At 69.4% G+C, this 26005-nt stretch carries 22 protein-coding genes; 9 read left to right on the forward strand and 13 right to left on the reverse strand.

Translation table 11 applies throughout. The features are described 5' to 3' along the window. Window positions 1-238: 238 nt before the first annotated feature. Together ACPCJR_RS12865 and ACPCJR_RS12870 are read right to left on the reverse strand one after the other, a co-directional pair. Window positions 239-799 carry a recombinase family protein gene (locus tag ACPCJR_RS12865; protein ID WP_391512443.1) on the reverse strand — a complete coding sequence of 187 codons (561 nt, stop codon included), beginning with the start codon at window positions 797-799 and terminating at the stop codon, window positions 239-241. A 411-nt stretch (window positions 800-1210) separates the two neighbouring features. Beyond that, complete coding sequence (locus ACPCJR_RS12870) at window positions 1211-2194, reverse strand: hypothetical protein (RefSeq protein ID WP_391512444.1); 984 nt, start codon at window positions 2192-2194, stop codon at window positions 1211-1213. A 296-nt stretch (window positions 2195-2490) separates the two neighbouring features. Here ACPCJR_RS12870 and ACPCJR_RS12875 point away from each other — a divergent pair, with 296 nt between their 5' ends. Next, a complete protein-coding gene (locus tag ACPCJR_RS12875) occupies window positions 2491-2799 on the forward strand; it encodes a hypothetical protein (RefSeq protein WP_391512445.1) in 309 nt (102 codons plus the stop codon). A gap of 23 nt (window positions 2800-2822) precedes the next feature. Here the strand turns inward: ACPCJR_RS12875 and ACPCJR_RS12880 are convergent, their stop codons facing one another. Beyond that, window positions 2823-3032 carry a hypothetical protein gene (locus tag ACPCJR_RS12880; protein ID WP_391512446.1) on the reverse strand — a complete coding sequence of 70 codons (210 nt, stop codon included), beginning with the start codon at window positions 3030-3032 and terminating at the stop codon, window positions 2823-2825. A 176-nt stretch (window positions 3033-3208) separates the two neighbouring features. After that, a complete protein-coding gene (locus ACPCJR_RS12885) occupies window positions 3209-3406 on the reverse strand; it encodes a hypothetical protein (protein WP_110350965.1) in 198 nt (65 codons plus the stop codon). Between the two features lie 628 nt (window positions 3407-4034). Between ACPCJR_RS12885 and ACPCJR_RS12890 the strand changes: the two genes are divergently transcribed. Continuing rightward, on the forward strand, window positions 4035-4385 hold the full coding sequence (locus ACPCJR_RS12890) for a hypothetical protein (RefSeq protein WP_391512447.1): 351 nt from the start codon (window positions 4035-4037) through the stop codon (window positions 4383-4385). 174 nt (window positions 4386-4559) lie between these two features. Here the strand turns inward: ACPCJR_RS12890 and ACPCJR_RS12895 are convergent, their stop codons facing one another. From ACPCJR_RS12895 to pedF, 3 genes are all read right to left on the reverse strand, one after another. Further along, a complete protein-coding gene (locus tag ACPCJR_RS12895; RefSeq protein WP_391512448.1) occupies window positions 4560-6323 on the reverse strand; it encodes a PQQ-dependent methanol/ethanol family dehydrogenase in 1764 nt (587 codons plus the stop codon). Window positions 6324-6661: 338 nt separating this feature from the next. Further along, window positions 6662-7531 (reverse strand): substrate-binding periplasmic protein, encoded by an 870-nt coding sequence (locus tag ACPCJR_RS12900; RefSeq protein ID WP_391512449.1) that lies wholly within the window; start codon window positions 7529-7531, stop codon window positions 6662-6664. A 2-nt stretch (window positions 7532-7533) separates the two neighbouring features. Then, window positions 7534-7950: a cytochrome c-550 PedF gene (pedF, locus tag ACPCJR_RS12905; protein ID WP_391512450.1), complete on the reverse strand. Its 417-nt coding sequence runs from the start codon at window positions 7948-7950 to the stop codon at window positions 7534-7536. Between the two features lie 171 nt (window positions 7951-8121). Between pedF and ACPCJR_RS12910 the strand changes: the two genes are divergently transcribed. The 5 genes from ACPCJR_RS12910 (at window position 8122) to ACPCJR_RS12930 (ending at window position 14386) form a co-directional block, all read left to right on the forward strand. Beyond that, window positions 8122-9363: an ABC transporter substrate-binding protein gene (locus ACPCJR_RS12910; RefSeq protein WP_391512451.1), complete on the forward strand. Its 1242-nt coding sequence runs from the start codon at window positions 8122-8124 to the stop codon at window positions 9361-9363. 44 nt (window positions 9364-9407) lie between these two features. Beyond that, a complete protein-coding gene (locus ACPCJR_RS12915) occupies window positions 9408-10424 on the forward strand; it encodes a YVTN family beta-propeller repeat protein (RefSeq protein WP_391512452.1) in 1017 nt (338 codons plus the stop codon). After that, complete coding sequence (locus tag ACPCJR_RS12920; protein WP_391512453.1) at window positions 10421-12505, forward strand: 4Fe-4S binding protein; 2085 nt, start codon at window positions 10421-10423, stop codon at window positions 12503-12505. Before ACPCJR_RS12915 ends, ACPCJR_RS12920 begins: the two co-directional genes overlap by 4 nt. 5 nt (window positions 12506-12510) lie before the next feature. Then, a complete protein-coding gene (locus ACPCJR_RS12925) occupies window positions 12511-13488 on the forward strand; it encodes an FAD:protein FMN transferase (protein ID WP_391512454.1) in 978 nt (325 codons plus the stop codon). Between the two features lie 121 nt (window positions 13489-13609). Beyond that, complete coding sequence (locus ACPCJR_RS12930) at window positions 13610-14386, forward strand: DUF1194 domain-containing protein (protein WP_391512455.1); 777 nt, start codon at window positions 13610-13612, stop codon at window positions 14384-14386. Between the two features lie 429 nt (window positions 14387-14815). Here ACPCJR_RS12930 and ACPCJR_RS12935 read toward each other — a convergent pair whose 3' ends face one another. The 3 genes from ACPCJR_RS12935 to ACPCJR_RS12945 all read right to left on the reverse strand — a co-directional run bounded on the left by ACPCJR_RS12935 (window position 14816) and on the right by ACPCJR_RS12945 (window position 20736). Continuing rightward, entirely contained in the window at window positions 14816-16960 is a 2145-nt protein-coding gene (locus ACPCJR_RS12935; RefSeq protein ID WP_391512456.1) for a helicase-related protein, read from the reverse strand. Between the two features lie 210 nt (window positions 16961-17170). Then, the gene (locus tag ACPCJR_RS12940) at window positions 17171-19216 is read right to left on the reverse strand and encodes an ATP-binding protein (protein ID WP_391512457.1); all 2046 of its coding nucleotides are present in this window, start codon (window positions 19214-19216) and stop codon (window positions 17171-17173) included. Then, window positions 19216-20736: an ATPase domain-containing protein gene (locus ACPCJR_RS12945; protein WP_391512458.1), complete on the reverse strand. Its 1521-nt coding sequence runs from the start codon at window positions 20734-20736 to the stop codon at window positions 19216-19218. Before ACPCJR_RS12945 ends, ACPCJR_RS12940 begins: the two co-directional genes overlap by 1 nt. 382 nt (window positions 20737-21118) lie before the next feature. Between ACPCJR_RS12945 and ACPCJR_RS12950 the strand changes: the two genes are divergently transcribed. After that, window positions 21119-21601 carry an Hsp20 family protein gene (locus ACPCJR_RS12950; protein ID WP_391512459.1) on the forward strand — a complete coding sequence of 161 codons (483 nt, stop codon included), beginning with the start codon at window positions 21119-21121 and terminating at the stop codon, window positions 21599-21601. 110 nt (window positions 21602-21711) lie between these two features. Continuing rightward, a complete protein-coding gene (locus ACPCJR_RS12955) occupies window positions 21712-22203 on the forward strand; it encodes a hypothetical protein (protein ID WP_391516831.1) in 492 nt (163 codons plus the stop codon). 114 nt (window positions 22204-22317) lie between these two features. Here the strand turns inward: ACPCJR_RS12955 and ACPCJR_RS12960 are convergent, their stop codons facing one another. From ACPCJR_RS12960 to ACPCJR_RS12970, 3 genes are all read right to left on the reverse strand, one after another. Then, window positions 22318-22509 carry a hypothetical protein gene (locus tag ACPCJR_RS12960; RefSeq protein WP_391512461.1) on the reverse strand — a complete coding sequence of 64 codons (192 nt, stop codon included), beginning with the start codon at window positions 22507-22509 and terminating at the stop codon, window positions 22318-22320. A gap of 112 nt (window positions 22510-22621) precedes the next feature. Further along, window positions 22622-23398 (reverse strand): HAD-IA family hydrolase, encoded by a 777-nt coding sequence (locus tag ACPCJR_RS12965; RefSeq protein WP_391512462.1) that lies wholly within the window; start codon window positions 23396-23398, stop codon window positions 22622-22624. A gap of 36 nt (window positions 23399-23434) precedes the next feature. Then, a complete protein-coding gene (locus ACPCJR_RS12970; protein ID WP_391512463.1) occupies window positions 23435-25828 on the reverse strand; it encodes a glycoside hydrolase family 65 protein in 2394 nt (797 codons plus the stop codon). Between the last annotated feature and the right edge of the window lie 177 nt (window positions 25829-26005).

The raw sequence follows: 26005 nt of genomic DNA on the forward strand, positions 1-26005 counted from the left end.
CATGCTGATGCTCCTTTCCAAACAGGCGGGAGCACACGGGTCTCTCTGCCACTGGCGCCCATGGTTGTGACCAGCGGTGTCAGCAACCTACGCCTTTCGCTGTGTGAAGCCACTACTTGGGTTGTGCGAACCGTGACCTTTCGCTGCTTCTCAGTGGCGCACTGGCGGCCTTCAACGCGGGACTGAGGATTGCCGCTCAGCTTCCCTCCGTGGGCCTGTAGCGCCCTCCTACGCCACTCTACGCGGCAGGAGCGGCCGGGTTCAGCACCCGATGCACGGACCCCTTCCCGATGCCCAGCTTCGCCGCGATGGCGCCCATGCTCATGCCCTGGTCGGCAAGCGCCTTGATCTCCTCCGAGCGGGCCCGAACGGTCGGCGTCCGTCCCTTGTACGCGCCCTCAGCCTTGGCCTTCGCGATGCCCTCCCGCTGCCGCTCCAGCATCATCTCCCGTTCGAACTGAGCCACGCCGCCCAGCACGTTGAGCATCAGCTTTCCGGTTGGCGTCGTGGTGTCCACGCCCAGGTCCAGGATGCGGAGGGCCACACCCTTGGTCTCCAGGGTCTCGATGATCTTGCCCAGGTGGACGACGCTACGGGCCAAGCGGTCCAGCTTCGTCACCACGAGCATGTCACCGTGACGGGCGAACTCAAGGGCTGCTTCGAGCTGCTTCCGAGGGGCCACGGAGGAGACCTGTTCCTTGAACAGCTTCTCGCATCCCAGGGCGGTGAGTTCGCGGAGCTGGGCCGCAAATCCGGCATCCTGGTCCAGCGTGGAGGTGCGGGCGTATCCGATGAGCATGAGGGTCGTTCCAGGTCCAAGCGTTCCACTAGGTTCTTAGACATAGAACCATCGGCCGTTCCAAAACGCAAGACCATTCTTTTGGAACCGCTTCGTTGGCTTCGTGGAACGTTCCGCAGGAGCAAGCCCTAATGGAACGCTGAGACCACAGGCCCTGCCGTAAGGCGTCATTCAGTCCGACCGCGATATTGTGGACGGCATCGACAAGCACACCGCCGCTGGGCATGCATTGGCGCGGTGTTTCGACCCGAGACCCCATCTCTTCCCATCAGGATCAACACATTGCGCAACCGCGTCAGGCGGTCATTCACCGTCGAAGCCAAGACGAGCGGCCAAGCCCGTTACGTCTCCATCCCCTCCAAGCTGCCCCGACAGCCGGGCAAGCGGACCGGACAGCCCGAAGCGAAGACCCTATGGCCCTCGCTCGATGCTGCCGCCCCTGCCTCTCATGCCTCCGCTGAGGCCGCCCCGGAGCATCGCCGCATCCTCCCGGAGACACCCGTTAACGCAGTCGCGCACTCGCAGGCCCGCCACTTCCTCCAACCGGAGGCCGCTCAGGGCGCTCATCTTCGAGAACTCCCTCTCGCGCTCGGTGCGGATGCCCTTGAGGAGCGTGCGGACCTCATCGTCCGTGAAGGGGCGCTTCTTGGCGCTCCCCTCCTCCCGCCGCTGCTTCGGAGCTTCGAGGGACTGTTGCAGCCACGGGTTCTCCTTCGTCCCGTGCCGCTTCGCCAACCAGCGCCAGTAGGAGCGGAGCGCGGACAAATCCTTGTTGGCCGTCTTGATGGAGACGCCCGGCTCAATGAACTGGTCGTGGATGAAGCGACCGGCAACGCGCTGGGTGATGGCCTCCACGGTCTTGGGCGTTCGCTTGCTGTCACACCACGCCTCTAGGCGCCCGAGAGCCCGCTTGATGTCATCTTGGTAGCCGATGGACAGCCCAGCCTTCTCCGCGAACATGCGCTCAAGGAGGGCGGGGAGTGGCGTCTGGATGCCGAGCGCGATGGCCGCGAAGGTCTGCGCTGCTGCGTGCCCATGCTGCTGCTCAACAGCATCGACATGAACCGCCAGTGCGTCCCCCTCACTGTCGCCTGCCTCGCCCTCGTACTCTACCCCCATGCTCAGCTCGCCGGCTTCTCGGAGCCGTTTCAGCTCCAGAGCATCGGTCACGATGGAGGATTGCACGACGGCCGTTCGCTCGCCCTTTAACGTCCCGCGAAGGCGCTTGATCACGTCCACCTTCTCCCGTTCGGCCTCCAACGGGTCGGTGGTCTGTAGGGCTTGCTTCAGCTTCGTCCGCCCAACTCGGGCGACCATTGAGGGCGGAACGCGGATCACTACGCGGATGCGGTTGCCGTGCCATTCGAGGTGCGTGCCGAGCTTCTTCGAGGGCATCGTACGGGGCCTTGAGAAGGATGTGTCCCCCACGATGTCCCCCGATGTGTCCCCCAAATCAAGCGGAAAAAGCTCAACGATCACAGCATGTCAGGCACCTAGATGGACCTGGGCGTATGGTCCCACTCCCTCCGCCATGCATCATTGCGCCGTCAGCTAGATCGGCGCTCAAGCAGCGCCTTCCCCACCGTTTTCCCCGCTATTGGAGATGCGCCGGCAATCGGCAGGTTTGCCGACATGCCACATATCCGGGCGGACGAGTTCGCCCTCTCTCGCTTGAACGGGAGGGCCGACGCATGACCGATGCGAAGCCCATCTCCGCTTGGCGCGACGACTGTCTGGCCGCTGGCTACAAGCCCTATCACGATCGCTTCAAAGCCCGAGGCGAGGCGCACCTGTCCGACGATCAGCGCATGTACGCTGGCTCGGTGCAGAAGCGCATTTGCGACGCCCGCGGCATCCGCGACCGGGATCGCGGTTTTAGGTGTATCGTCCCGAAAGGTGGCCGCCGGCTTTCGGAAAAAGACGATGCGAAACAAGAGACGAAAACATCGTGCCGGATACGATATCGGGCACGATGGTCTGCCCGTCTCGATCTGGGGTGAAGCGCGCGCTTCACCCTCGCTGCTCAGCGCAGGGTCGGTGACTCGTCGGGCTTGAGCGGACGATCCTCCCCCTCGGGGCCGCCCACAGAGACGTGAGAGTTCAACCGATCCAAGTGCTCGAACACGTGTTCGAAGGCAGATGTCACGGCCTGTTCGAAGGAGCCGTCGGCTTTGCCCTGAGCGTCTTTCAGAGCGCGGAAAAGTTCGCGGTGCTTGGCGGTATCGCTCGACATGGCACACCTCCCTGCCGACCTCGCGCCGGCTCAAGGAGCCAAGTGTCAGCGTCGGATCCGGTTCCTGGGCGGTCTCGCTTTGAAGTTCACCCATGGTCGACGGCGCTGAGGACGCTTCTAAGCAGGGACCGGATTGAGGGCCGACACCCTGATCGCCGCGCAGATGGCGCCCGTCGCTACCGGCTCCCGAACCCTGTCTCGTTGCGCTCGATGGCCTTCATGGCTGCCTCGAACGCCTTGGCCTCGCTGGTAAAGGCGCGGTCGGAGCGTTCGGCCAGCTTGCCGTGCTTCCTGAGAGCCCAACCAAAGTGACCTTCGGGCTTCTTCAGCGGCTCGACCGTGATCGAATAGGGGTGCGGCACTTCGTTCGTCATCTGCGCCATATCGCACGCCAGCCCTTCTCTTGCCAGGACCGACCCAGACCGGCGGCGCCCCCGATACCCTCAAACATCTGCGAGCCGTCGAGACCCCCGTCGTTTCCAGCGCCAGGGTCCAAGAACCGGGTCACGCGGCCGGTCACGGGCAACGCGCGACATGGCCGATCCGAAACCCGCTGCCCGCGTCAGCCAAGCCGCGTTCGCTTGCCGCCGCGGCGTCTCGAAGACGACCGTCACCGAGTGAGCGCTGATTGACGCCGCTTTCCGGTTCCTCCGTTGCGCATGGTTCTACGCATGGAGGGATGTCGGAATTCGCCTCTCGGTGCCGCTCACGCTCGTCCGGGGATAGCGGATACCCGGATGCTGATGCGGGCACACCCGAAACCTGACGCGCTCGCCGAGATGGTGGCGGAGGTGGCGCTGCGGAGATCGACACAGCCCGAGCGTCCGATGCCGACCTCATCCGACCGGCGAACGCCTGAGCCATCGGGAGGCCGCCGAGTTCGGCGTCCATGCCACTCGGGTGAGTGGCCTCCCGAATAATTGGTACGGAGAGAACGATCCCGATCGGTTGGGTTTTCACCGTTAATCGCGGCATTCAATCGAGAGAGAGGTTCGTACCGTCATGAGCCGCCCCCTTTTCACTGCTCTTGCCGTGAGCTTCAGCCTCGTCACGGCCTCCGTCTGCGCGGAATCCGGAAAGCCTGCCGACACCCCATCCGCGACCGAGCCGCCACCCTCTGATCCGATCCCCACTTCCGAGATGCGGAACGCGCCAGTCAAAGCGAAAGCGCGAGCCGGCACGAAAGCCAAGGTCTCGCTCGAACAGACGAATGACGGGGACGTCGCAGGTGGGCAAAGGAGTGCCGACCTGGATCGGAAGCGCAATGAGCAGGACAAACTCATTGCGAGGCGCAATGCAGCCTGGGATGCGAGCATGAAGAAGACGATGAGCGGTATCTGCACCGGATGCTGAAGCTCGCAGGCGGACTGTAGGAAGCCGCCTCGCATCATCGTCGTCAGCACGAAACGGGCTTCGATGCCCTGAGTGCCGTGACGGCGACGATCGGAACGATCCGGCCGTCATCGGGCTCGCATGGCCTGATCGAAAACGGACGGCGACCGAAGCCGCCGCCCGCCGATCTCCGCCTCAGCGCGAGGCCAGCGACTTCGGCAGCTTGAAGGCCCAGAAGCTGCCGCCCTGGTTGATGCCGGTGGTGGCCTTGGCGACCTCGCCGCCCCAGAGCGGCACCGCACCGCCCCAGCCGGCCGCGACGCCGACCCACTGCTCGCCGTCCTGCTCCCAGGTGATCGGCGAGGCGACGACGCCGGTGCCGACCTGGAACTTCCAGACTTCCTCGCCGGTCCTCGCGTCGAAGGCCTTGAGGAAGCCCTCCGGCGTGCCGGTGAAGACGAGGTTGCCCGCGGTGGTGAGCACGCCGGCCCAGAGCGGGGCCTTGTTCTTGTACTCCCACACCACCTTCTTCGTGGCCGGATCGATCGCCTTGAGCGAGCCGATATGGGTGTCGAAGGTCGGCTTGATGGTGAAGCCCGCGCCGAGATAGGCGGCGCCCTTCTTGTAGTTCACCGGCTCGTTCCAGATGTCCATGCCCCACTCGTTGGCGGGAACGTAGAACAGCTTGGTGTCGGGGCTGTAGGCGATCGGGTTCCAGTTCTTGCCGCCGAGGAAGCCCGGGGTCGCGTAGACGGACTTGCCCTTCTTGCCGTCCTCGGACTTGGCCGGGTCGCCGGGGCGGTTGGCGTCGTCGTAGATCGGGCGCCCGTTCTCGTCGATGCCCTTGGCCCAGTTGATGTTGGCCACGAAGGGCATCGCCGACAGGAACTTCCCGTTGGTGCGGTCGAGGACGTAGAAGAAGCCGTTGCGGTCGGCGGTGGCGCCAGCCTTCACGGTCTTGCCGTCCTTCTGCAGGTCGAAGGGCACGAACTCGTTGACGCCATCGTAGTCCCAGCCGTCATGCGGCGTGGTCTGGAAGCCCCAGACGATCTCGCCGTTATCCGGGTTGAGGGCGAGGCGCGAGGCCGACCACTTGTTGTCACCCGGCCGCAGGGCCGAGTTCCAGGGCCCGGGATTGCCGGTGCCGAAGTAGATCAGGTTCAGGTCCGGGTCGTAGGTGCCGCCGAGCCAGGTGGCGCCGCCGCCGAACTTCCAGGTGTCGCCCGGCCAAGTCTCGTTCACCTTGCCGGTCATGGTCGAGGGCTTGCCGTTCAGCTCGCCCACATGGCCCTCGATGACGGGGCGCTTCCACACCACCTCACCGGTCTCGGCATCGCGCGCCTCGACCCGGCCGACGACGCCGAACTCGCCGCCCGACACGCCGGTGATGATCTTGCCCTTCACGATCATCGGCGCGGCGGTGTAGCTGTAGCCGGCCTTGAAGTCGTCGATGTCCTTGCGCCAGACCACCTTGCCGCTCTTCTGGTCGAGCGCGACGAGCTTGGCGTCGAGGGTGCCGAAATAGACCTTGTCCTTGTAGAGGGCGGCGCCGCGGTTCACCACGTCGCAGCAGGGCAGGATGCCCTCGGGAAGGCGGGCGTTGTACTCCCACTTCTTCTCGCCGGTGCGCGCATCGACGGCGTAGAGCCGCGAGTAGGAGCCGGTGACGTAGAGCACGCCGTCCTTGACCAGCGCCTGGCTCTCCTGGCCGCGCTGCTTCTCGCCGCCGAAGGAGAACGACCAGGCCGGGACGAGGCCCTTGATGGTGTCGCGGTTGAGCGCCTTCAGGGGGCTGAAGCGCTGGGCCTGCGGCCCGAGGCCGTAGGTGACAACGTCGTCGGTGGTCTTGGCGTCGTTGAGGATGTCCTGTTCGGTCACCTCGGCGAGGGCCGGCAGGGCGAAGCCGAGGCAGAGGGCGAAAAGCCCCACCGCCGTCAGGAACTGGTTCCGCACTCTCATGTGGCGTGTCCTCCGTGGATCGTGCCGGGCCCGGATGTTTCCGTTGCCCGCGGGGCCGGCTGCCCGATCGAGTCGGCCGAACGCCCCTTGGATCCGAAGCCTAGAGGGCTTCTCAGAGAAGTCTTATTCGTCTTTGGTCGAATGCTGCCGGAAGGCAGCCCAGAGCAGTCGCGATCTGATCTTCCGGCGCACATGCCTTGCGGCGTGCGGGTTGCCGCACGCATTCGACGGAGGAGTATCGCCGGACTGACCGTCTCAGCTTGACGTGCAGGCGCGTTTCTTCTTCCTCCGCCCTCGCGAATCGGGATGGCGGGGGAGGATGAGCGAACGGACCGGCCTCAATAGCCTTGAGGCGCGGTGTAACTGACGCCGTAGCGGGCGCAGATCGCCTTGAGGCGGCCGTCGCTCGCCAGAGCGGAGAGTGCCTCGCCGACCGCGTAGGCGAGATCGCGGGAATCGCTGCGCACCGCGCCGCCGAGATCCCACCGCGTCCGCACGAGGCCCGGCACCGGCACTTCGACCACGGCAACGTCCGCCGGCGCGGCCTTGGCCTCGTCGAGCGCCGCCTCGATGCCGGCGCGCGTGCCGGCCAGGATCGCGGTCTCGCCCGCCAGGAAGGCCTTGGCGGCCGCCTCGAAGCTGCGGAAATGCTTGACGTTGGCCCGGAAGCGCCCGCCCTCGGCACTCATGAGCACGCTGTCGGAGGCGCTGGTGCCCTCGACGGCGACCGTGCCCGCCTCCAAGTCGCGCAGGCTCTCGAAGCCCTCGATCGCACCGCGCCGGTAGGCGAAGGCGAGGCGCTGCTCGAAATAGGGCGTGGTGAGGAAGATCTGCTCGTTGCGCGTGGCGAGGAGGCGATCGTGCGGCACATGCAGCATCAGGTCGGCGAGCGGCGTGCCCGCGAGATCCCCGCGCCAGAGGTTCAGCCGGAAGTCGCCGTCGACGTTCTCCCCCGCATCCACCACCCGCAGGTCGAGGCGCAGCTTGAGGCGATCGGCCAGGGCCTGGGCGATCTCCACGTCGATGCCGCGGGGGGCGCCCCCGGCCTCGTTCGAGAAGGGAAGGTTGTCGTCGTAGACCGCGACGCGCAACACGCCCGATGCCACGACCTCGTCGAAGGGTCGCGCAGCGGCGGCCCCGGCGAACGGGCCCGCGACCGCCAGCGCGGCGAGGCCGGCGGCGAGCGCGCGTCGTGTCGGGAGCGGCATCGTCACTCCTCGTGCTTCGACTCGATGTAGGTGCGGATCGCCCACAGGGCTTCCTGCGACAGCACGCCCTCGAAGGCCGGCATCTTGGTCATGCCGTTGATGATCGCCCCGTGGCGCACGCGCTCCGAAAAGTACTCATCGCCCTCCTTGCCGAGCGGCAGGTAGCGCAGGTCCGGCGCGAGGCCGCCCGAGACGACCTGGAGGCCGTGGCAGCGGGCGCAGTTCTGGTTGTAGCCGGAATCGCCGATCTTGATAGCCTTGGCGTCGCCGCGATAGGGGTTCTCCTCCCGCCACGCCTCACCCAGCGTCGCGAGGCCGCCGGTGTCGACGGGCTGCGGCTGAACATCGCCGTGCCCGAAGGCGACGGACGCGGACAGGGCGAGGGCAAGGAATCCCCCACCCAGGATGGCAGCCTTCATGATCGTTCCTCCCGTTCTTGGCGGGAAGGGGTAGCAAGGGGACCGGGCCGAACCCATTGTGCTTTGGTACGGGAGATTGCGGCCGCCGGGTGCACCTTGGTCCAATACCGATCCCGGCCCCTTCGCCCCTATGCTCGCCGCAACGAACAAGGCGGGAGGCGGGAAAGGGCGATGCTGGCGCGGCTCCGGCAGCGGCACGGCGCGGTACGGGGCCCTGCGGCCCCGGGACCGGACGCGCGCCGCCTCATACTGGCCCTGTTCGGCCTCCTCTGGCTCCTCGCCCTGCTGCCCGCCCCCGCGCGGGCCGAGCCCCTGGCGATCCACTACCTCGAGCGGCGCATCGAGCGCCCGACGCCCCTCAACAACGAGGACCCGATCCCGGACGACGAGGGGCTGAAGGGGGCCGAGCTCGGACTGAAGGATTCGAACGCCACCGGCCGCTTCGTCGCGCTGAGCTTTGCCCTCCACAGCCGCATCGTCGAGCCGGACGAGGATGTTCGCGCGGCGTTCCTAAGCCTCGGCGCGCCGCGCTTCGTCGTCCTGAACGCACCGGCCGCGGACGTGCTGGCTCTGGCCGACCTGCCCGAGGCCCGGAACACCGTGTTCCTCAATGTCGGCGCCCCCGACACGCGCCTGCGCGAGGCCGATTGCCGGCCCCGGCTGCTCCATGTCCTGCCCTCGCGGGCGATGCTCGCCGACGCGCTGGTGCAGTTCCTCGCCTACAAGCGCTGGACCCGCATCCTGCTGCTCGCCGGACCGACGCCGGCCGACGCGCTCTATGCCGAGGCGCTGAAGCGCGCCGCCAAAAAATTCGGTGCGCGGGTCGTGGCCGAGCAGCGCTTCGACCCGCAGGGCAGCGACACGCGGGACACGGCCCTGCGCGAGTTCGTGCTGCCCACCCGCGGCCCCGAGCACGATGTCGTCGCGGTGGCCGACGAGGCGGGGGCGTTCGGGGCGAACCTTCCCTACAACACCGCCGCGGCCCGCCCCGTGGTCGGCACGCAGGGCTTGAGCCCCGCGGCCTGGGGCCGGCCGGTCGAAGCCTGGGCCGCCGTGCAGCTCCAGGGCCGGTTCCGCCGTCTGGCGGGCCGGGCGATGCGGCCGGTCGACTATGCCGGCTGGATGGCGGTGCATGCGCTCGGCGAAGCGGCAGTCCAGGCCCGCAGCACCGATCCCACCACGGTCGCGGCGCTGGTGCTGTCGCCGGGCTTCGAGGCCGGCGGCTTCAAGGGCCGGCCCCTGAGCTTCCGCGCCTGGGACGGGCAGCTGCGCCAGCCCGTCTTCCTGCTCTGGCCGGGCGCGGTCACGGCCACCGCCCCGATCGAGGGCTTCCAGCACCAGCGCACCGAACTCGACACCCTCGGCTCGGACGAGCCGGAGAGCGCCTGCCGCGCCTTCCGGAAGGCGGGCTGATGCCCGCGCCCGGCCCTGCCACGACGTCACCGGGAGCCCGACCCATGCGCCGCATCGCGACCGCACGCCTCGCTTTCCTGCTCGGCCTCTTGCTCGGCCTCTCGGCTGGGCCGGTACGGGCGGAAGAGATCTTCGTCTCGAACGAGCGCGACAACACCGTTTCGGTGATCGACGGCACCACGCTCGAGGTGATCCGTACCTTTCCCGTCGGGCGGCGCCCGCGCGGACTCACCTTCTCCCGCGACGGCCGCACGCTCTACGTCTGCGCCAGCGATTCGGATGCGGTGCAGGTGATCGACCCCGATACGGGCGCGGTGCGCTACAACCTGCCCTCCGGCGAGGATCCGGAGCAGTTCGCGCTGGCGCCGGACGACCGCACCCTCTTCATCGCCAACGAGGAGAACGCCACCACCACCGTCGTGGACGCGCAGACGCGCAAGGTCCTGGCGCAGATCGATGTCGGCATCGAGCCCGAGGGCATGGCTGTGAGCCCGGACGGCAAGATCGCGGTCACGACCTCTGAAACGACCAACATGGTCCACTGGATCGACGTGCCGACGCTGACCGCGACCGACGCGACGCCGGTGGGCCAGCGTCCGCGCGCCGCCGCGTTCTCGGCGGACGGGCGGGTGCTGTGGGCGACCTCCGAGATCGGCGGTACCGTCGCGGTGATCGACACCGCCACCCGCAAGGTCATCGAGACCATCGAATTTGCGGTGAAGGGCATCGCCGCCGACCGGCTCCAGCCCGTGGGCGTCACCCTGACCCGGGATGGGCGCTTCGCCTTCGTGGCACTCGGCCCCTCCGACCGGGTCGCCGTGATCGACGCCAAGACCCATAAGGTGCTGAACTACATCCTCGTCGGGCGCCGTGTCTGGCAGCTCGCCATGACGCCCGACGAATCGCGGCTCTTCACCACCAACGGTGTCTCGGGCGACGTCACCGTGATCGATGTCGCGACCCAGCGCCCGGTCCGCAGCGTCAGGGTCGGCCGCTTCCCCTGGGGCGTCGCTGTGCGTCCTGCGCCCAGCGCCGCCGCCTCCGCCGACGGCGCCCCGTGACTCTTCGCCCGCTCCTCGTCGCAATCCTGGCCCTCCTCGGCGCGGCCCTGCCGGCCGCGGCCGGAACCCTCGACCGGGCGCAGCTCGAACGGCATTTCCCCGCGCCCCTCGTGGTGGGCGAGCGCGACGAGGCGTTGCCGGTCTGGCCGATCCTCAAGCAGGAGGCCGGCAGCTACGAGGTCTTCGCCTACGCCTTCGCGTCGGTCGACTTCGCACCGATCCCCGGCTTCGGCGGCACGCCCCCGAACCTGCTCGTCGCGCTCGCGCCCGACGGCTCGTTCCGCGACGTGAAGGTCCTCTCCCACCACGAGCCGGTCTTCCTCGAAGGCCTGGGCTCGGAGCCGCTCTTCGCCTTCGTGGAGCAGTATGTCGGGCTCTCGGCGCGGCGCGCGATCCGGGTCGGCCGGCCGAATGCCCGCGGCTCCGGCGCCCCGCCCCAGACCACCGTCGACGGGATCTCCATGGCCACCGCCTCGACGCGGGTGATCAACGAGTCGATCCTGGCCGCCGCACTCGCCGTGGCGCGGGCGAAGCTCGGTTTCGGAGCGGCCAATGTCGGCCTGCGGGTGGAGGCCCGGCCCGATGCCGGCGAGCGCCTGACCGCGGCCGACCTTCTCGCCCGCGGTTGGCTGCGCCGCTTCACCGTGACCAACGGGCAGGTCGAAACCGCCTTCCGCGACACCGCCGTGGCCGAGCCCGTCGACGGACCGGCCGAGGCACCCTTCACCGACCTCACCTTCGCCTATCTCAACGTGCCGGCGATCGGCCGTACCCTGCTCGGGCCCGAGCGCTTCGCGGCGCTGACGCGCGAACTCGGCCCCGGCGACCATGCGGTGATGGTGGTGAGCCACGGTCCCGAGAACCCGCTCGGCGAGGACTTCGTGCTGGGCTCCATTCCCGACCGGCTCGCCGTGGCGCAGGGGGGACTGGCGGTGAACGCCCGGGACATGGCGATCGAGCGGCGCGGGGCCGCCGCGGACCTGCCGGAGGGTCCCTGGACGATCCTGCGGATCACCGGCGCAGCCGGGTTCGATCCCTCCGCCCCCTGGACCCTGAGCCAGAGGATCGTGCGCGAGCGCGGCCAGATCCTCTCGGAGAAGATCTCGCGGGAGTTCTCGGCAGAGTACGCGCTGCCCGCGGAGCTGTTCGTGCGCGAGGCCGCGGAGGCGGGCCCGAGCTGGACCGATCCGTGGCGGGCGCGCGGACCCGAACTCGGCCTCGTCGCCCTGGCGCTCGCCGGGCTGGTGCCGGTGCTGGCCCGTCAGCGCGGCCTCGTGGCGGATCGGCGCCGCTTCGGCCTCTTCCGGCTTGCCTTCCTCGCCTTCGCGCTTGGCTTCATCGGCTGGTACGCCCAGGCGCAGCTCTCGATCGTCACGCTGGTCGGCCTCGTGCGCGCAGCCACGGTCACGCACGACCTCACCTTCCTGCTCTACGACCCGCCCTCGCTGCTGCTCTGGGCCTTCGTGATCGCCAGCCTCGTGGTCTGGGGCCGCGGCACCTTCTGCGGCTGGCTCTGTCCCTTCGGTGCCCTTCAGGAGTTTCTCGCCCTCCTGGCCAAGCCCCTGCGCATCCGACCTATCGCGGTGCCGCCCCGGCTCGATCAGGCGTTGCGGCAGGTGAAGTACGCTCTGCTCGCCGGCATCCTCGTGGCGGCCGCGGCGGGCTCGCCGCTCGCCGACAGCCTGTCCGAGGCCGAGCCGTTCAAGACGGCGATCACCCTGTCCTTCGTGCGGTCCTGGCCGTTCGTGGCCTACGCGCTCGGCCTGCTTGTCCTCAACCTCTTCGTCTACAAGGGCTTCTGCCGCTACCTCTGCCCCCTCGGCGCGAGCCTCGCCGTGCTCGGGCGCCTGCGCCTGCTCGACTGGATTCCTCGACGTTCCGAGTGCGGCAGCCCCTGCCAGCTCTGCAAGGTGCGCTGCCGCTACGGTGCGATCCGTCCGAACGGACGGATCGACTACCCCGAGTGCTTCCAGTGCATGGACTGCGTCACGATCATCCACGATCCCGGGCAGTGCGTGCCGCAGGTGGTGGCGCGCCGGCGCGGGCGGCGGATCGCGCCGCAGCCGGTCGCGGCGGAGTGAGCGCGATGCGGCTGCAACCCGGCCCGTCCCGGCGGCGCATCCTCCTCGGCACCGCCGGCCTCGCCGCGGCGGCCTTCGGCGGTCCCGCCGCGTTCCGGGCTCTGGCGCACGGGCACGGCTTCGTGACCCGCACGCGCGCGGGGCTCGCCTTCGGGACCGTCGCTGCGCTCACCGTCGCCGGCCCGGACAGTCACGCACTCGATGCGGCCCTGAGCGACGGCTTTGCCGCGATCCGCGAGGTGGAGGCCGCCGCCAGCCTGCTGCGCCCCGACAGCGCTCTGTCGCGCCTCAACCGCGAGGGCCGGCTCGATGCCGCCCCCGCAGACCTGACGACGATGCTGGGCTTCGCCCTCGACCTCGCGGCGCGAACCGGGGGCGCCTTCGACCCCACCGTGCAGCCGCTCTGGCCGCTCTGGGCCGAGGCGTCCGCACGCGGCGAGAGGCCCGATGCGGCCGCGCTCCGAGCCGCGGTCGCCCGCATCGGCTGGCGCCGGGTGCTGCTCACGCCGGAGCACATCGTGATGGAGCCCGGCACCGCCGTGACGCTGAACGCGCTGGCCCAGGGTTACGCCGCCGACCGGGTGATGGCGGTGCTTCGGGCGCGGGGGATCGCGGATGCCTTCGTGGACACGGGCGAGTTCGGCGCGCTGGGGACGCATGCGGACGGGACGCCCTGGACGCTCGGCATCGCCGACCCGCGCCGGGCGGAGATGCTCGCGGCGGTGATCGCTCCGTTCGCAGGATTCGCCGCGACGTCGGGAGACTACAACATGAGCTTCTCGCCGGACCACGCCGACCACCACATCTTCGATCCCGCCACGGGGCGTTCCCCACGGGGTCTGTCGTCCGTGACGGTCACGGCCGAGTCCGGACTTCTGGCCGATGGGCTTTCCACCGCCTGCATGGTTCTGGGCGAGGTGCCGGCCCGTGAACTGATGGCCGGATGGCCGGGCTGCGCGGCCCGTTTCGTCGGCAAGAGTTGAGAGCGGCACAGGGTTGTCGACGATGTGGCCCCTCCGACCCCAGAGCCGTCTCTCGATGCCAGGCGCAACGACCGGAGCGGGAAGAGATCGCCCGGTTCGCGCTCGACCGCACGGAGGCGGGATGCGTCGTCTCGCCCGCCGGGGGCTCGCGGCGCTGGCGGTGCTGTCCGTGCTCGGTTCGGTCGCGAGAGCCGAGCCGGCGCCCGCCGTCGCGCTCGTGGTTGCCGTCGACGTGTCGCAATCCGTCGACGAGGCGCGCTTCACCCTGCAGATGGAGGGGATCGCCGCGGCCCTGGAGGACCCGGAGGTCGTCGCGACGATGACGGGGCGCCCGGGGGGTACCCTGTTCTCCATGGTGACCTGGGCCGATCGGGCGAGCCTGGCGCTCGGCTGGCGCCGGATCGCCAGCCGCGCCGACGCACGCGCCGCCGCGGCGCAGGTCCGGGCCACGCCCCGGCAATCGGGCGAGTTCACCTGTCTCGGGCAGATGTTCCGCACGGTCGCGGCCAGCGTGATCCCGGCGATGCCGGTGCCGGCCGGGCGGATCGTCGTCGATGTCTCCGGGGACGGGATCGACAACTGCACCGATCCCGACAGCCTGGAGGCCGAGCGCTCGGCGCTCCTCGCCACCGAGGCCACGATCAACGGATTGCCGATCCTCGTGCCGGGCGAGAACGACGTGGTCGGCGCCGGCGCCTACCGCGCGCCCGGCTACGGCCTTCGCGCGACGCCGCTGCCGCAGGAGCGCATGGGGCTCGTGCAATGGTACCGCGCCCATGTCATGGGCGGCCCCGGAGCGTTCCTCCTGACGGCGGCGGGCTACGACGACTTCTCGCGGGCGCTGCGGCGCAAGTTCGTGGTGGAAGTCAGCGATGCGAACCTCCGCGCCGGTCGGTGAGCGGGTCCGGGCCGATTCCTTTGTGCGTAGACGGCGCTGGGGTACCGCGCAGACACGGTCGTCGGCCGGCCGGGCACGCGAAAAGGTCTTCCTGGACATCAGGATCTTCAGCAACAAGGCCTGTGACCGGCGCTTCCTCGACGAGACCGATGCGGCCGCCGGGAAGCCCTAGCGCCTGCGCTATTTGGAGGTGGGGTGTGAGGCCGTTTCCGTTTGATCGCTTCGGTCTCTTCCCTCGTCCTTGCGAGGCTCAGCGAAAGCAATCGGGGGCTCCGTACCTTCCGGACAGGTCGCGCTCCGGGTCGCTTCGGCTCCGCCTCGCGATGACGGAGCGAGGCGAAGGCTGAGGCGATCAAACGGAGACGATATGCGGCCGATCAGAACCGAACGCGGCGTGTCCGATGCCTCCATGTCCGGCCGTCCTTGGGATCACCGCCCGCCCGTCGCCCGCCGGGTCCGGCGCTCCGCCTTGCGGGTTGCCGTCTCGCGCAGGTGATGCTCGATCGCGTCGTTGGCACGCCCGCGCATCTGTCGGATCGCCTCGACATCGTCGAACGTGTCGGGGAAGCGCCGCGAGAGCCAGAGATAGGCGCTCGCGAGCTTCACCGTCCGCTCCTGGTAGTCGAGTTCTCCGGCCAGACTCGCCCGCAGGGCCGGGACCGTCGCGCCCGCGGCTCGCACCTGGCTCCAGCGCTCCAGCATCCCCATCGCGATCTCGTCGCGGCGGTTGATCGGGCAGACCGAGAAGGCGAACTTCTCCTCGATCGGCAGGCGGGCGCGGTCGATGGTGCGGGCGATCTCCAGAACCTCCTCCAGGGCCGAGGGCTGGAACGGCGAACCCGCGTAGAAGGTGGCGCGGGCAAAGTGCGTCATCACCTCGAACAGACTCGGCGTGCGCATCTCCTCGGCGACGGAGCGGATCGCGGTCAGGTCCGGGCGCACGTAGAAGCGCGTGTCGGCCGCCGGCGCCGTGGGCGCGCCCGCCAGCGCGGCCCTGATCGGATCGAGGGCGGTCTCCTCCGTCGCGGCGACGTAGCCGACCTCATGATGTCCGTAGCGCCCGGCCCGGCCGGCGATCTGCCGGATCTCGGAATTGGTGAGGGCGCGATCCTCCACGCCGTCCCACTTGCGCACCGCCGAGAACACGATCCGCTTCAGCGGCCCGAGATTGAGGCCCATGCCGATCGCGTCCGTCGTCACGAGCACGTCGGCCTCGCCAGAGCGGAAGCGCGCGGCTTCCGCCCGGCGCACCTCCGGCGACAGGGCGCCGTAGATCGTCGCGACGCGGTGCCCGCGGGCGACCAGGATCTCCCGGTTCTCGTGCACGGCGCGGCGGGAGAAGGCGACCACGGCATCCCCCGGCTCGACCTTCTCCAGGGGCACGGGCGCGTCCAGGAGCAGCAGGGGCGACTTGCGCTCGAAGGGGATCACCTCCAGCGACTCGTTCGCCGCCTCCGCCGCGCGCCGGACATAGGAGAGGGCGTCGTCGGAGCCGCAAACGATGACGGTCCGAGCCGGGACGCCGAACAGGGCGTTGGTCCAGGCCCAGCCGCGGTCGGGGTCGGCGAGCATCTGGATCTCGTCGATCACAGCGACGTCGATCGGGCGCGTCAGGTCGGCGGTCTCGATCGTGCGCGCTGTGTGGGTCGGGTCGGCCTCGCCCAGCACCTCCTCGCCCGTGACCATGCCGGCCCGCAGGCCGCGCTCGCGCAGGGCCTCGTAATTCTCCAGCGCCAGGAGTCGCAGCGGGGCCAGATAGGCGCCCGTCGGCGCGGCGGTCAGCGCCTGCAGGGCCGCGTAGGTCTTGCCGGAATTCGTCGGCCCCATGTGGAACAGGATGCGCCGGTTCAGGCGCCGGGCTGCGGCGAACTTCTCGATATAGGCCCCGAACCCGACCTGATCCCGCAGGCGCCGCAGGCGGGAGCCCTCGCGCGCCACGGCCTTGGCCCGCTGGCGGACCGGCGTGAGGGCGTCGGCCAGCGAGCGGGCGAGCTTGGGACCGAAGCGGAACTGGCGGGAGCGCAGGGAGCGGTCCATGTGCTCGAGATAGGCCGCGGCATCGGCCCCCACCTCCCGCAGGTCGGTCAGGATCTGCGCCCGGAGTCGTTCGACCGGCTTGCGCAGTTCGCGCGTGGTTTGGACCGCGATCTCGGCCACCGCCGCGCGCAGCGCGTCCAGACGGTGGGTCGGATCGTTGCGCCCCGCCATGGCTGCCAGGATCTCGGCGGTGCCTGTATCCGGAAGGGTGTCCAGGCGCAGGTCCAGGCGACCGGCATCGAGCAGCGGGATGCCGACCCGGATGGTCCAGGCGACGCGGTGATCCTTGGTCACCGCGGCCTTGAGCGCGGGAACCGCCTGCTTCAGGGCGGGGATGCCGGTCTCGGCGAAGGCCCGCGCCGTGCGCATCTCCCGCAGAGCCCGCGCCACGCGCTCGTCCTCGACCGCGGCTCCGAACTCCGGCAGTTCGAGATGGGCGCGCAAGGCTTCGAAATCGACGCCCTTGGCCGAGAGGCCGAGACGCCCGACGGACTCGATCAGGCTCTCGATCGTGGGATGAAGACGCTTGCGCGCCATGGATCAACCTCTGCTCTCTGCGGCCTGACCGAGCGTCCGAAGATAAGGGCCGTCTGGCAAGGCAGGTTTCGAGGAAAAGGCGCGATGATCGCGATCACGCCCCCGCGTGGACGGGACCGGCGCGAGCGCGAATGAAGCGCCCGCCCGGGGTTCCGGGGCCGCGAAGCGGCGGCAATGCCGACCTCTCGCGATCCTGAGGTGGCCCGCCCGTCAGGCCCGCTCGCCGCCGAGCACGAGACGCAGGGAGCGGGCGAGTTCGTCGCGCCGATAGGGCTTGTTGAGCACCGGGAGTTCGCCGTGACCGATGACCTGCCCTTCGTCGAGATTGGCCACGTAGCCCGAGGTCAGCAGGATCTTGATGCCGGGGCGCACCCGCTGGGCCTCGGCGGCGAGCTGCGAGCCGTTCATTCCACCGGGCATGACCACGTCGGAGAACAGGATGTCGATGCGCTCGACGCCCCTCAGATGCTCCAGGGCCTCGGCGGCGTTGCGCGCCACGATCACCCGGTAGCGCAGCTCCTCCAGGCTCTCGACGGCCATGCCGAGCACGGGCTCGTCGTCCTCGACCAGGAGCACCGTCTCGCCCTCGCCGGCACGGCGCAGGGGAATGGCGGCGACCGGGCCGGTCCCGGCCTCCTCGCCGGCCGGATCGGTCGAGCGCGGGAAGTAGAGGCTGACCGTCGTGCCCGCACCGACTTCCGATTCGATCTGCGCGAAGCCCTTGGCGCTGCGCGTGAAGCCGTAGACTTGGCTGAGACCGAGCCCGGTGCCCTTGCCGACCTCCTTCGTGGTGAAGAACGGATCGAACACGCGCTGGAGCTTGTCCGCCGGGATACCGCTGCCGGTGTCGCTCACGCTGATCACGACGTAAGGTCCCGGCGGCACGCCCCGGTCGGCGACCGCCGCCGTGCCGAGCCGGACGTTGCGGCTCGTGACCGCGATGCGGGCATGCCCGTTGCGGCCTTCCAGCGCGTCGCGCGCGTTGACGATCAGGTTGAGCACCGCCGCCTCGAACTGCGCGGGATCGATCCGGATCGGGTCGATGGCCGGATCGAGATCGAAGGCGAGTTCGACCGCACCGGTCGCCGCGCGCTCGGCCAGCGGCCTGAAGTCGATGAGCAGCCGGTTCGGGTTGAGGGTCTGCGGGCGCAGCATCTGCCGGCGCGAGAAGGCCAGGAGCTGCTGCGTCAGCTGCTCGCCGCGCCGGGCCGCGCCCATGGCCGCCTCGGCCAGCCGCTTCACCCGGTCGACCTGCTCGGGGCGCCGCAGCATCATGTCGAGGCCGCCGACGATCACGGTGAGCAAGTTGTTGAAATCGTGCGCCACGCCGCCGGTCAATTGCCCGATGGCCTCCATCTTCTGGGCCTGCCGCAGGGCTTCCTCGGTGACGTGCTGGTCGGTGCGGTCCATCAGGATGCCGGCGATGCGCAGCGGCGTCCCGACCTCGTCGCGCTTGACCTGCCCGCGCATCGCGATCCAGCGCACCGCCCCGTCGCCCCGCCGGATGCGGCATTCGAGGTCGAGCCGACCGGTCTGCGCCACCTCGGCGAAGGCGTGCTTGGCGGCCTCCCGATCCTCCTCGACCACGTGGGCGAGGAAACTCTCCCGATCCCAGGCGCGCCCCGCGCCCTCGTAGCCGAAGACGGCATCGAAGCGGGGCGAGCGGCGGTGGGCTCCGGTGACGATGTCGATATCCCACGAGGTCATGCCGGCCGCGTCGAGGGCGAAGGCCAGGGTCTCGTGCGCGGCCTCGACCTCCCGCGTCCGCTCCGCGACGCGCCGCTCCAGCCCCTCGTTCGCGAGGCGCAGCTGCTCCTGGGCCCGCTCCCGCTCCAGCAGGTGCTCCCGCGCCTGATACTGGCGCCGCCGCGCCCGCAGGGACGAGGCCACGGCGCTCGTCAGCGTCTCGGCGTTGATGGGGCGCTCCAGCAGGACGACGTTGCCCAGCCGCCTCAGCAGCTCCGCCGCCCGCTCGGTCCGGCGGCCGGCCTGGCGCGTGGCCAGCACGATGAAGGGGAAGTCCGACCAGGGCGGCTGCGCCTCGAGCCAAGCGAACAGGTCCGCGGTGCCGCCGTCGGCCAATGCCTCCTCGGTCACCAGCGCGGTCCCCGCGCCGGCCCGGAGGCAATCCAACCAACCCGCCCCGTCCGTGCAGATCCGGTTGGTGAGGCCCGAGCGGTCCAGCACTGCCGAGATCACCGCGGCATCCCGCCCGCGGGGAGCCAGGATGAGGATGCACTCCTCGAAGGCCGCCATCACGCGTCGTCCGACGCGCCGTTCGCCAGCATGGCCACCCGCCCGTGATAGGCCGGCAGGCCTGTGAGAACGCCCTCGAAATCGGTGAGCGCCTCTCCGACCTGCAGCCCCCCCGTCGACAGGCGCAGCTCGCGGATCGTGCGCTCGTGCGCGTTGACGCGGCTCTTCACCACGGAAAGTGCCGTGCGGATCTGGCCCTTGGCTTCGAAGAAGCGGAACAGCAGGATGCAATCGCTGAGATAGCTGAGGTCGATGTCGGACCGGACCTCACCGATGACGCCGTGCTGGCCGAGCACGAGGAGCGTGGTCACGCCTTGCTGGTTCAGGTAGCTCAGGAGTTCGTGCATCTGCAGGACGAGGAACTCCTCGCCCGGCATGGCGTGCAGGTAGGCGTTCAGGCTGTCGACGGCGATGAAGGTGGAGCCGCGCTCCTCGACGGCCTGTCGCACCATCGCGGCGAACTCACCCGGCGACACCTCGGCGGGATCGATCTGCGTGATCGCGAGCCGCCCGGCCTCGATATGCGGCTTCAGGTCCATGCTGAGCATGGCCGCCCGGGTCAGCACGGTCGCGAGGCCCTCGTCGAACAGGTAGTAGGTCGCCGTCTCGCCCCGCTCCAGCGCGGTCAGCATGCAGCGCAGGCTGGTCGTCGTCTTGCCCACGCCGGAGGGTCCGAGCAGCAGCGTGTTGGTGCCCGGCACGAGGCCGCCCCCGAGCAGCAGGTCCAGCTCCGCTGAGCCGGTCGGGCGCGCCGACGGGTCGAAGGCCGTGTGATGGTCGGCCGCGATCAGGCGCGGGAAGACCTGGATGCCGCCGGTCTCCACCAGGAAGTCGTGGTAACCGCCGCGGAACTTGATGCCGCGCATCTTCACGATGCGCAGCCGGCGCCGCTCGGAGCCGAAGTTGCGCGGCAGCTGGTCGAGCGAGATCACGCCGTGGGCGATGCTGTGGAGCTGGACGTCGCCGATCTCGGAAGTGCGGTCGTCGAGCAGCAGGACGGTGCAGGAGCGCTTGGCGAAGAACTGCTTGAGGGCCAGGATCTGGCGCCGGTAGCGCAGCGGGTTCTGGGCCAGCAGGCGCAGCTCCGAGAGGCTGTCGAACACCACGCGCCGCGGCTGAAGATCCTCGACCCGGGCGATGACCTCCCGAACGGTCTCGCCGAGCTCGATCTCGGAGGGATGCAGGATCGATTGCTCGCTGTCGGGGTCGAGCCCCAACTCGTTGACGAGTTCGTAGATGTCGATCTCGTCGAGCGACCAGCCGTGCGCCGCCGCCGCGGCGCGCAGCTCGTCCTCCGTCTCCGACAGCGTGACGTAGAGGCCGCGCTCGCCCCGGGCCGCGCCGTCGAGCAGGAACTGCAGGGCGAGCGTCGTCTTGCCGGTGCCGGGAGTGCCCTCCAGCAGGTAGAGCCGATCCGGCGTCAGGCCGCCGCCCAGAACCTCGTCCAGGCCCGGAATGCCGAACGAGATCCGGGACACGGGACCGGATCGTGGCCCTGCTGCGCTCACACTCTCAGTCATCGGCTCGGACGTGGCTCCTGTCTCGCTTCAAGCATCTGGCATGGCCGTACTGCCCATGGCTGCCGAGGCCGGCCTCGGCCTCGGCGCCGGTGATAACGCACGGAGGCCGAATTCGGCCTCATGATTTGGGCGGGAGAGAGCGTGTCCGTCGACAATCGTCTTGCGCACGCAGCACCGAACGAAGGCGCCGTTCCGCTCAGGCGCACCACCTCGCACGATGTCCTTGAAGGCTGGGCGCACGAAAAATCGTCGCCCACGCGGGAACCCCACGAAGGCGCCCGCGTTTCGCGCGTGCGGGGCCTCACAAAGGCCCGCAGGTTGGGCGCCGGACACGGTGTCCGGCGGCTCTCGTCATCACGTTGCTCACGAGGAGGATGTGGTCATGAGGACGTTCGATTTCGCCCCACTCTACCGCTCCACGGTTGGCTTCGACCGCCTGTTCTCGCTTCTCGATCAATCGGCTCAGGCCGATCCCTCGGCCACCTGGCCTCCCTACAACATCGAGAGGGTGGCCGCGGATTCCTATCGCATCACGATGGCGGTGGCGGGCTTCTCTCCCGAGGAGATCGAACTGACGCAGCACGACACGGCGCTCCACGTCGCCGGCCAGAAGGCGAGCCAGGAGGGCGAGCGTCAGTACCTGCATCGCGGCATCGCCGCGCGCAGCTTCCGCCAGACCTTCAACCTCGCCGACCACGTGAAGGTCACCGGCGCGAGCCTGGAGAACGGCCTGCTCACCGTGAACCTCACCCGCGAGGTGCCGGAGGCCTTGAAGCCCCGCCGCATCGCCATCGGCGGCGCGCAGTCCGCCCTCGGTCAGGACAACGCGCCCGCCCCGGTCGAGGACCGCGCCGCGGCGGCCTGAGCCGATCCGGCTTCGGCCGACGATCAGCACCCCTCGGGGGCCTTTCGGCCCACGAGGGCTTCACCCTTTCGCGCCCCAATGCGTGCCTTGAGGGAGGATGCCTCATGTCGATGATGGAGATGCAAGCGTTCCATTCCGCCCCCGTGAACGGGGCTGCCCCCCCGCCGGCCTCGTTCGAGGCGTGGCAGGCGCTGGTCGCGCCCGGCGACGTGTTCCGCCATCCGCGGGACGTGCTGACCCATCCCGGATTGTCCGAGGAGGAGAAGCGCCGGATCCTGGCCTCCTGGGCCTCGGATGCCTGCGCGCTGGAGAACGCGCCCGCCCTGCGCTGCCTGCCCGGCTGCCGGGCCGAGCCGGTCTGCGTCGATGCCGTGCTCGACGCCCTGGCCGAACTCGATGTCGGGCCTGCGCCGACGAAAGCGCGGCGAACGCTTGGGGCCTTGCCGCGGCGGCGCCCGGGCCGCCTGCCCGGCCACCGCCGCCACAACCGCCCCGGACGTCGGGACGACGACGATGATCCGCCACCCTGTCCGGCGGCACGGATGCCGCGCCCGCGGCTACCGCCGAGCCTGGACGCGAGGGCGATCGCGCTACCGGCCTAGAGCATCGTCCCGAAAGGTGGCCGCCGGCTTTCGGAAAAAGACGATGCGAAACAAGAGCCTAGACCATCGTGCCGGATACGATATCCGGCACGATGGTCTCGCGAGCTTGGGCGCTCACCGGCCGCGCGGTTCGCGCGCAGTGTTCGGGAAGGCCGGGCTGTTGCTGCGGTTGAACACGGTGGCGACGGGCGCGCCGCTGGCCTCCGTCGACACCGACCGGGAGGGAAAATACGGATCGTAGGCGGCCGGGATGCGATGCTTGGTCGACTCGGGCTTTTGCGCCAGCGCGGCGGCAACAGGCTTCATGGGAAAGGCGGTCCGTCGCTGTGAAGCGCGGACGTTAAACGGAAAAGGTGAATCGACCTGTCACCGAAAGGGCACGGCGGCGGGCGCCGTCGCCCGGTCGGTTACCCGGCGCTCATCCGTCGATCGCAGGGGAAGCGTCCGTTGCGGACCGCTCCCGGAGCAGGCCGCGGCTCAGGGCGGCGATGTCGAGCCGGTCGAGACTTGTCAGGACGAGGTCGGCACCCGCCTCGCGCAGCAGGGCTTCGTCGCCGAGGCGGGCGATCCCGAGCGCGGCCATGCCGCCCGCCCGCGCCGCCGCGATGCCGGACGGCGCGTCCTCGACGACGAGACATTCGGCGGGCGGGGCGTCCACGGCCTCGGCCGCGAGAAGGAACAGGGCCGGGTCGGGCTTGCCCCGCGGCACCTCGCGCCCGCTCAGATCGGCGTCGAACAGATCGCGCAGGGTGCGCCCACCCGGCAGGAGCACCCGGGTCAGCATCGCGTCGGCATTCTTCGAGGAGGAGGCGAGCGCCAGACGCAGGCCCGCCCCCTTCAGGCCCAGGGCCAGATGCGTTGCGTCCGGGAAGGCCTCGAAGCACTTCTCGGCGATCAGGCGATCGATCACCGCCTGCTTGCGCTCGGCATAGGCCGCGGCCTGCGCGGCGGCCTCGGCACCGCCGAGCGCTTCGAGCGCGGCCCGCGCCCCGTCGAGGCGCCGCTTGCCCGCGACATGGGCCTGATAGAAGGCGGTGGTGAACCCCGCCGGGTCGGCGAAGTCGGCCAGCGCCTCGCGCCAAGCCCGCTCGTGCGGAGAGTTCACGAGCACGCCGTCCACGTCGAAGATCGCCGCGCGCAGGCTCCGCGTCACGGCTTGCCTGCCTCGGATGCGCCGTCCACGCGCAGCGCGCATTGGGGAGACGGCAGGCTCGGCGCCCGGGTGGGCCGCCTACGAGCCGGGCGACGGGTCATGCATCCTCGCGGAAGCCGGTCGGAGGGCGCGGGTGATCGTGGGTGTGGCCGGCGAGAGGTCGAGGCGTTCGTCGCCGTGCCAGAGGCTCAGCCCCGCGCCGTCCGCTAGATGGTAGCTTGCGGTGCCGTGGTCGATCTCGACGCGCAGCCTCTGCCCCCGGACGCTCAGGGGGAAGCTCAGGCGCGTCCAGGCGTCGGGCAGGCGGGGATCGAAGCGCAGTTGCCCCTGCCCATCGCGAAGGCCCGCGAAGCCGTAGATCAGGGCGAGCCAGGTGCCGCCGATGGCCGCGATATGGGCCCCGTGCATCATGTTTCCGCCGAGATCGGACAGGTCCATCGCCAGGGCGAAGGTGAAGTAGTGGATCGCCTTGTCCCGCAGGCCGATCTCGTTGGCGACGATGCTCTGGATGCAGACCGAGAGCGAGGAATCGTGGGTGGTGAGCGGATCGTAGTATTCGAAGTTGCGCCGTTTGGCCTCCGCCGTGAACTGATCGCCCAGCAGGAACATGGCAAGGACCGTGTCGGCCTGCTTGATCACCTGTGAGCGGTAGAGGTTCAGCGGGTGATAATGCAGCAGGAGCGGATAGTTCTCCTCCGGCGTGCCGGCAAAATCCCATTCCTGCAGGTTGAGGAAATCGTCGTCCTGGGGATGCACCTTCAGACGCTCGTCGTAGGGAATGTACATCCGCTCCGCCGCCGCCTCCCAATGGGCGGGCTCCGCCGGTTCGAGGCCCGTCCGCCGGGCCAGGGCGGCGAAGGCGTCGGGATGGTCGCACTCCAGGCGGCGGACGGTGCGGGCGGCGTAGCGCAGGTTCTCCTGCGCCATCAGGTTGGTGAAGCAGTTGTTGTTGACGAGCGCCGTGTATTCGTCCGGCCCGGTCACGCCGTTGATGCAGAAGCGTCCGTCCAGGCGCTCCGAGAAGAAGCCGAGATCGCACCACAGGCGCGCGGTTTCCACCAGGATCTCGGCGCCGAACCGCCGCAGGAAGTCCTCGTCGCCGGTGATCTCAACGTATTTGCGTAAGGCGTAAGCGATGTCGGCGTTGATGTGGTACTGCGCCGTGCCCGCCGCGTAATAGGCCGAGGCCTCCTCCCCGTTGATGGTCCGCCAGGGGAAGGTCGCGCCGCGATGCCCGAGTTCGCGCGCCCGCGCCCGCGCCTTGTCCAGTCCGTCGTAGCGATGCTTGAGCAGGCTGCGGGCGATCGGCGGGTTGGTGTAGATCAGGAACGGCAGGACGTAGATCTCGGTGTCCCAGAAATAATGCCCCTCGTAGGTCCGCCCGGTCAGCCCCCGGGCGGGGATACCGTGACCCTCCACCCGCTCGGACGCCTGCATCAGCTGGAACAGGTTCCAGCGGATCGCCTGCTGCGTGCGCGGGCTGACGCTGGTCACGGCCACGTCGGCCCGTTCCCAGAAGCGCCCGACATCCTGCTCCTGGCGGGCGAGGATGGCGGAAAAGCCCTTCTCGACGGCGCTGTCCAGGGTCCAGCTCACCTCGGATCGGATCTGCTCGGGACTGGCCGCATCGGAATAGTGGTAGCCCAGATATTTGTGGATGCGGATCGTGCGCCCGGGCGGCAGCGTGCCCCGGAAGACCTGCGCGGCGAAGTCGTCGCCGCCGCTGCCGTCCGTGACGAAGGCGCCGTCCGTGGTGACGACGTGATCCATGCCGCAGCCGAGGATGAGACCCGAACTGCGCGTCCGGTAGCTGAGGATGGCGCGCAGTCCCGCGAACGGAGATCCCGCCGGGTGCAGAACCCGTCCGACGAAACCCTCCGCGAGGCGGGGGTCGCTCGTGTCGGTGGCCAGGGGCTGGTCGTTCTGCAACTGGGAGGAGATCACCACCTCCGCCTCGACGTCCTCCGCCGTCAGTTCGTACTCGATCGCGACGAGGTGACGGTTCGCGAGGGAGACGAGGCGGCGGGTTCGAAGGCGCAGGGTCTTGCCCGCCGAACTCGACCATCGCACGTCCCGGCTCAGCGTTCCGATCTTGAAATCGAGGCTCTTGCGGAAGGCCAGGATCTCCGCTTTCAGGAGGTTGAACGGCTCGCCGTCGACCGACAGCTTGAGGATCGTTCCGTCGGGGCAGTTGAGGATGCTCTGGCCGAGCTTGGGAAAGCCGTAGGCCGATTCTCCGTAGGAGATCGGGCGGTGCTCGTAGAAGCCGTTCAGATAGGTTCCGACCTCCCGGACCGGCGCCCCCTCCTCCACGCTCCCGCGCACGCCGAGGGTGCCGTTCGACAGGGCGAACATCGTCTCCGCCTGTCCGGTGAGCTCCTGACTGAGCCGCGCATCGTAGCGGATCGCCTCGATCGCCCAGGGGTTCGGGGGAAAGACGTCGTCGGGCGGGATCAGGCGCGGCCGCAGCATGGGGCCTCCGTTCGATCGAGGCGGCGTTCCACCTCGCGGGGCAGATCAATCGGTAGCGCCCGTGCAACGTCCGGCACAACCGCAGGAACGTGTGCCGGGGATGGCGGTTCCGTCTTCGTCGGTGCCACTCAAGACGACGCAGCGTCGACTTTCGACCGGCGACGCAACCGGACGGTG

The sequence above is a fragment of the Methylobacterium sp. NPDC097929 genome, assembly GCF_049543375.1.
GTDB lineage: Bacteria > Pseudomonadota > Alphaproteobacteria > Rhizobiales > Beijerinckiaceae > Methylobacterium.

Excerpts from the sequence above, each read along its gene's own strand:
- ACPCJR_RS12910 (WP_391512451.1), top strand. The coding sequence starts at position 8,122 with ATGCTGGCGCGGCTCCGGCAGCGGCACGGCGCGGTACGGGGCCCTGCG.
- ACPCJR_RS12955 (WP_391516831.1), top strand. The coding sequence starts at position 21,712 with ATGATGGAGATGCAAGCGTTCCATTCCGCCCCCGTGAACGGGGCTGCC.
- ACPCJR_RS12865 (WP_391512443.1), bottom strand. The coding sequence starts at position 799 with ATGCTCATCGGATACGCCCGCACCTCCACGCTGGACCAGGATGCCGGA.
- ACPCJR_RS12895 (WP_391512448.1), bottom strand. The coding sequence starts at position 6,323 with ATGAGAGTGCGGAACCAGTTCCTGACGGCGGTGGGGCTTTTCGCCCTC.
- ACPCJR_RS12890 (WP_391512447.1), top strand. The coding sequence starts at position 4,035 with ATGAGCCGCCCCCTTTTCACTGCTCTTGCCGTGAGCTTCAGCCTCGTC.
- ACPCJR_RS12965 (WP_391512462.1), bottom strand. The coding sequence starts at position 23,398 with ATGCGCGCTGCGCGTGGACGGCGCATCCGAGGCAGGCAAGCCGTGACG.
- ACPCJR_RS12970 (WP_391512463.1), bottom strand. The coding sequence starts at position 25,828 with ATGCTGCGGCCGCGCCTGATCCCGCCCGACGACGTCTTTCCCCCGAAC.
- ACPCJR_RS12875 (WP_391512445.1), top strand. The coding sequence starts at position 2,491 with ATGACCGATGCGAAGCCCATCTCCGCTTGGCGCGACGACTGTCTGGCC.
- ACPCJR_RS12900 (WP_391512449.1), bottom strand. The coding sequence starts at position 7,531 with ATGCCGCTCCCGACACGACGCGCGCTCGCCGCCGGCCTCGCCGCGCTG.
- ACPCJR_RS12950 (WP_391512459.1), top strand. The coding sequence starts at position 21,119 with ATGAGGACGTTCGATTTCGCCCCACTCTACCGCTCCACGGTTGGCTTC.
- ACPCJR_RS12925 (WP_391512454.1), top strand. The coding sequence starts at position 12,511 with ATGCGGCTGCAACCCGGCCCGTCCCGGCGGCGCATCCTCCTCGGCACC.
- ACPCJR_RS12940 (WP_391512457.1), bottom strand. The coding sequence starts at position 19,216 with ATGGCGGCCTTCGAGGAGTGCATCCTCATCCTGGCTCCCCGCGGGCGG.
- ACPCJR_RS12915 (WP_391512452.1), top strand. The coding sequence starts at position 9,408 with ATGCGCCGCATCGCGACCGCACGCCTCGCTTTCCTGCTCGGCCTCTTG.
- pedF (WP_391512450.1), bottom strand. The coding sequence starts at position 7,950 with ATGAAGGCTGCCATCCTGGGTGGGGGATTCCTTGCCCTCGCCCTGTCC.
- ACPCJR_RS12880 (WP_391512446.1), bottom strand. The coding sequence starts at position 3,032 with ATGTCGAGCGATACCGCCAAGCACCGCGAACTTTTCCGCGCTCTGAAA.
- ACPCJR_RS12935 (WP_391512456.1), bottom strand. The coding sequence starts at position 16,960 with ATGGCGCGCAAGCGTCTTCATCCCACGATCGAGAGCCTGATCGAGTCC.
- ACPCJR_RS12885 (WP_110350965.1), bottom strand. The coding sequence starts at position 3,406 with ATGACGAACGAAGTGCCGCACCCCTATTCGATCACGGTCGAGCCGCTG.
- ACPCJR_RS12945 (WP_391512458.1), bottom strand. The coding sequence starts at position 20,736 with ATGACTGAGAGTGTGAGCGCAGCAGGGCCACGATCCGGTCCCGTGTCC.
- ACPCJR_RS12870 (WP_391512444.1), bottom strand. The coding sequence starts at position 2,194 with ATGCCCTCGAAGAAGCTCGGCACGCACCTCGAATGGCACGGCAACCGC.
- ACPCJR_RS12960 (WP_391512461.1), bottom strand. The coding sequence starts at position 22,509 with ATGAAGCCTGTTGCCGCCGCGCTGGCGCAAAAGCCCGAGTCGACCAAG.
- ACPCJR_RS12930 (WP_391512455.1), top strand. The coding sequence starts at position 13,610 with ATGCGTCGTCTCGCCCGCCGGGGGCTCGCGGCGCTGGCGGTGCTGTCC.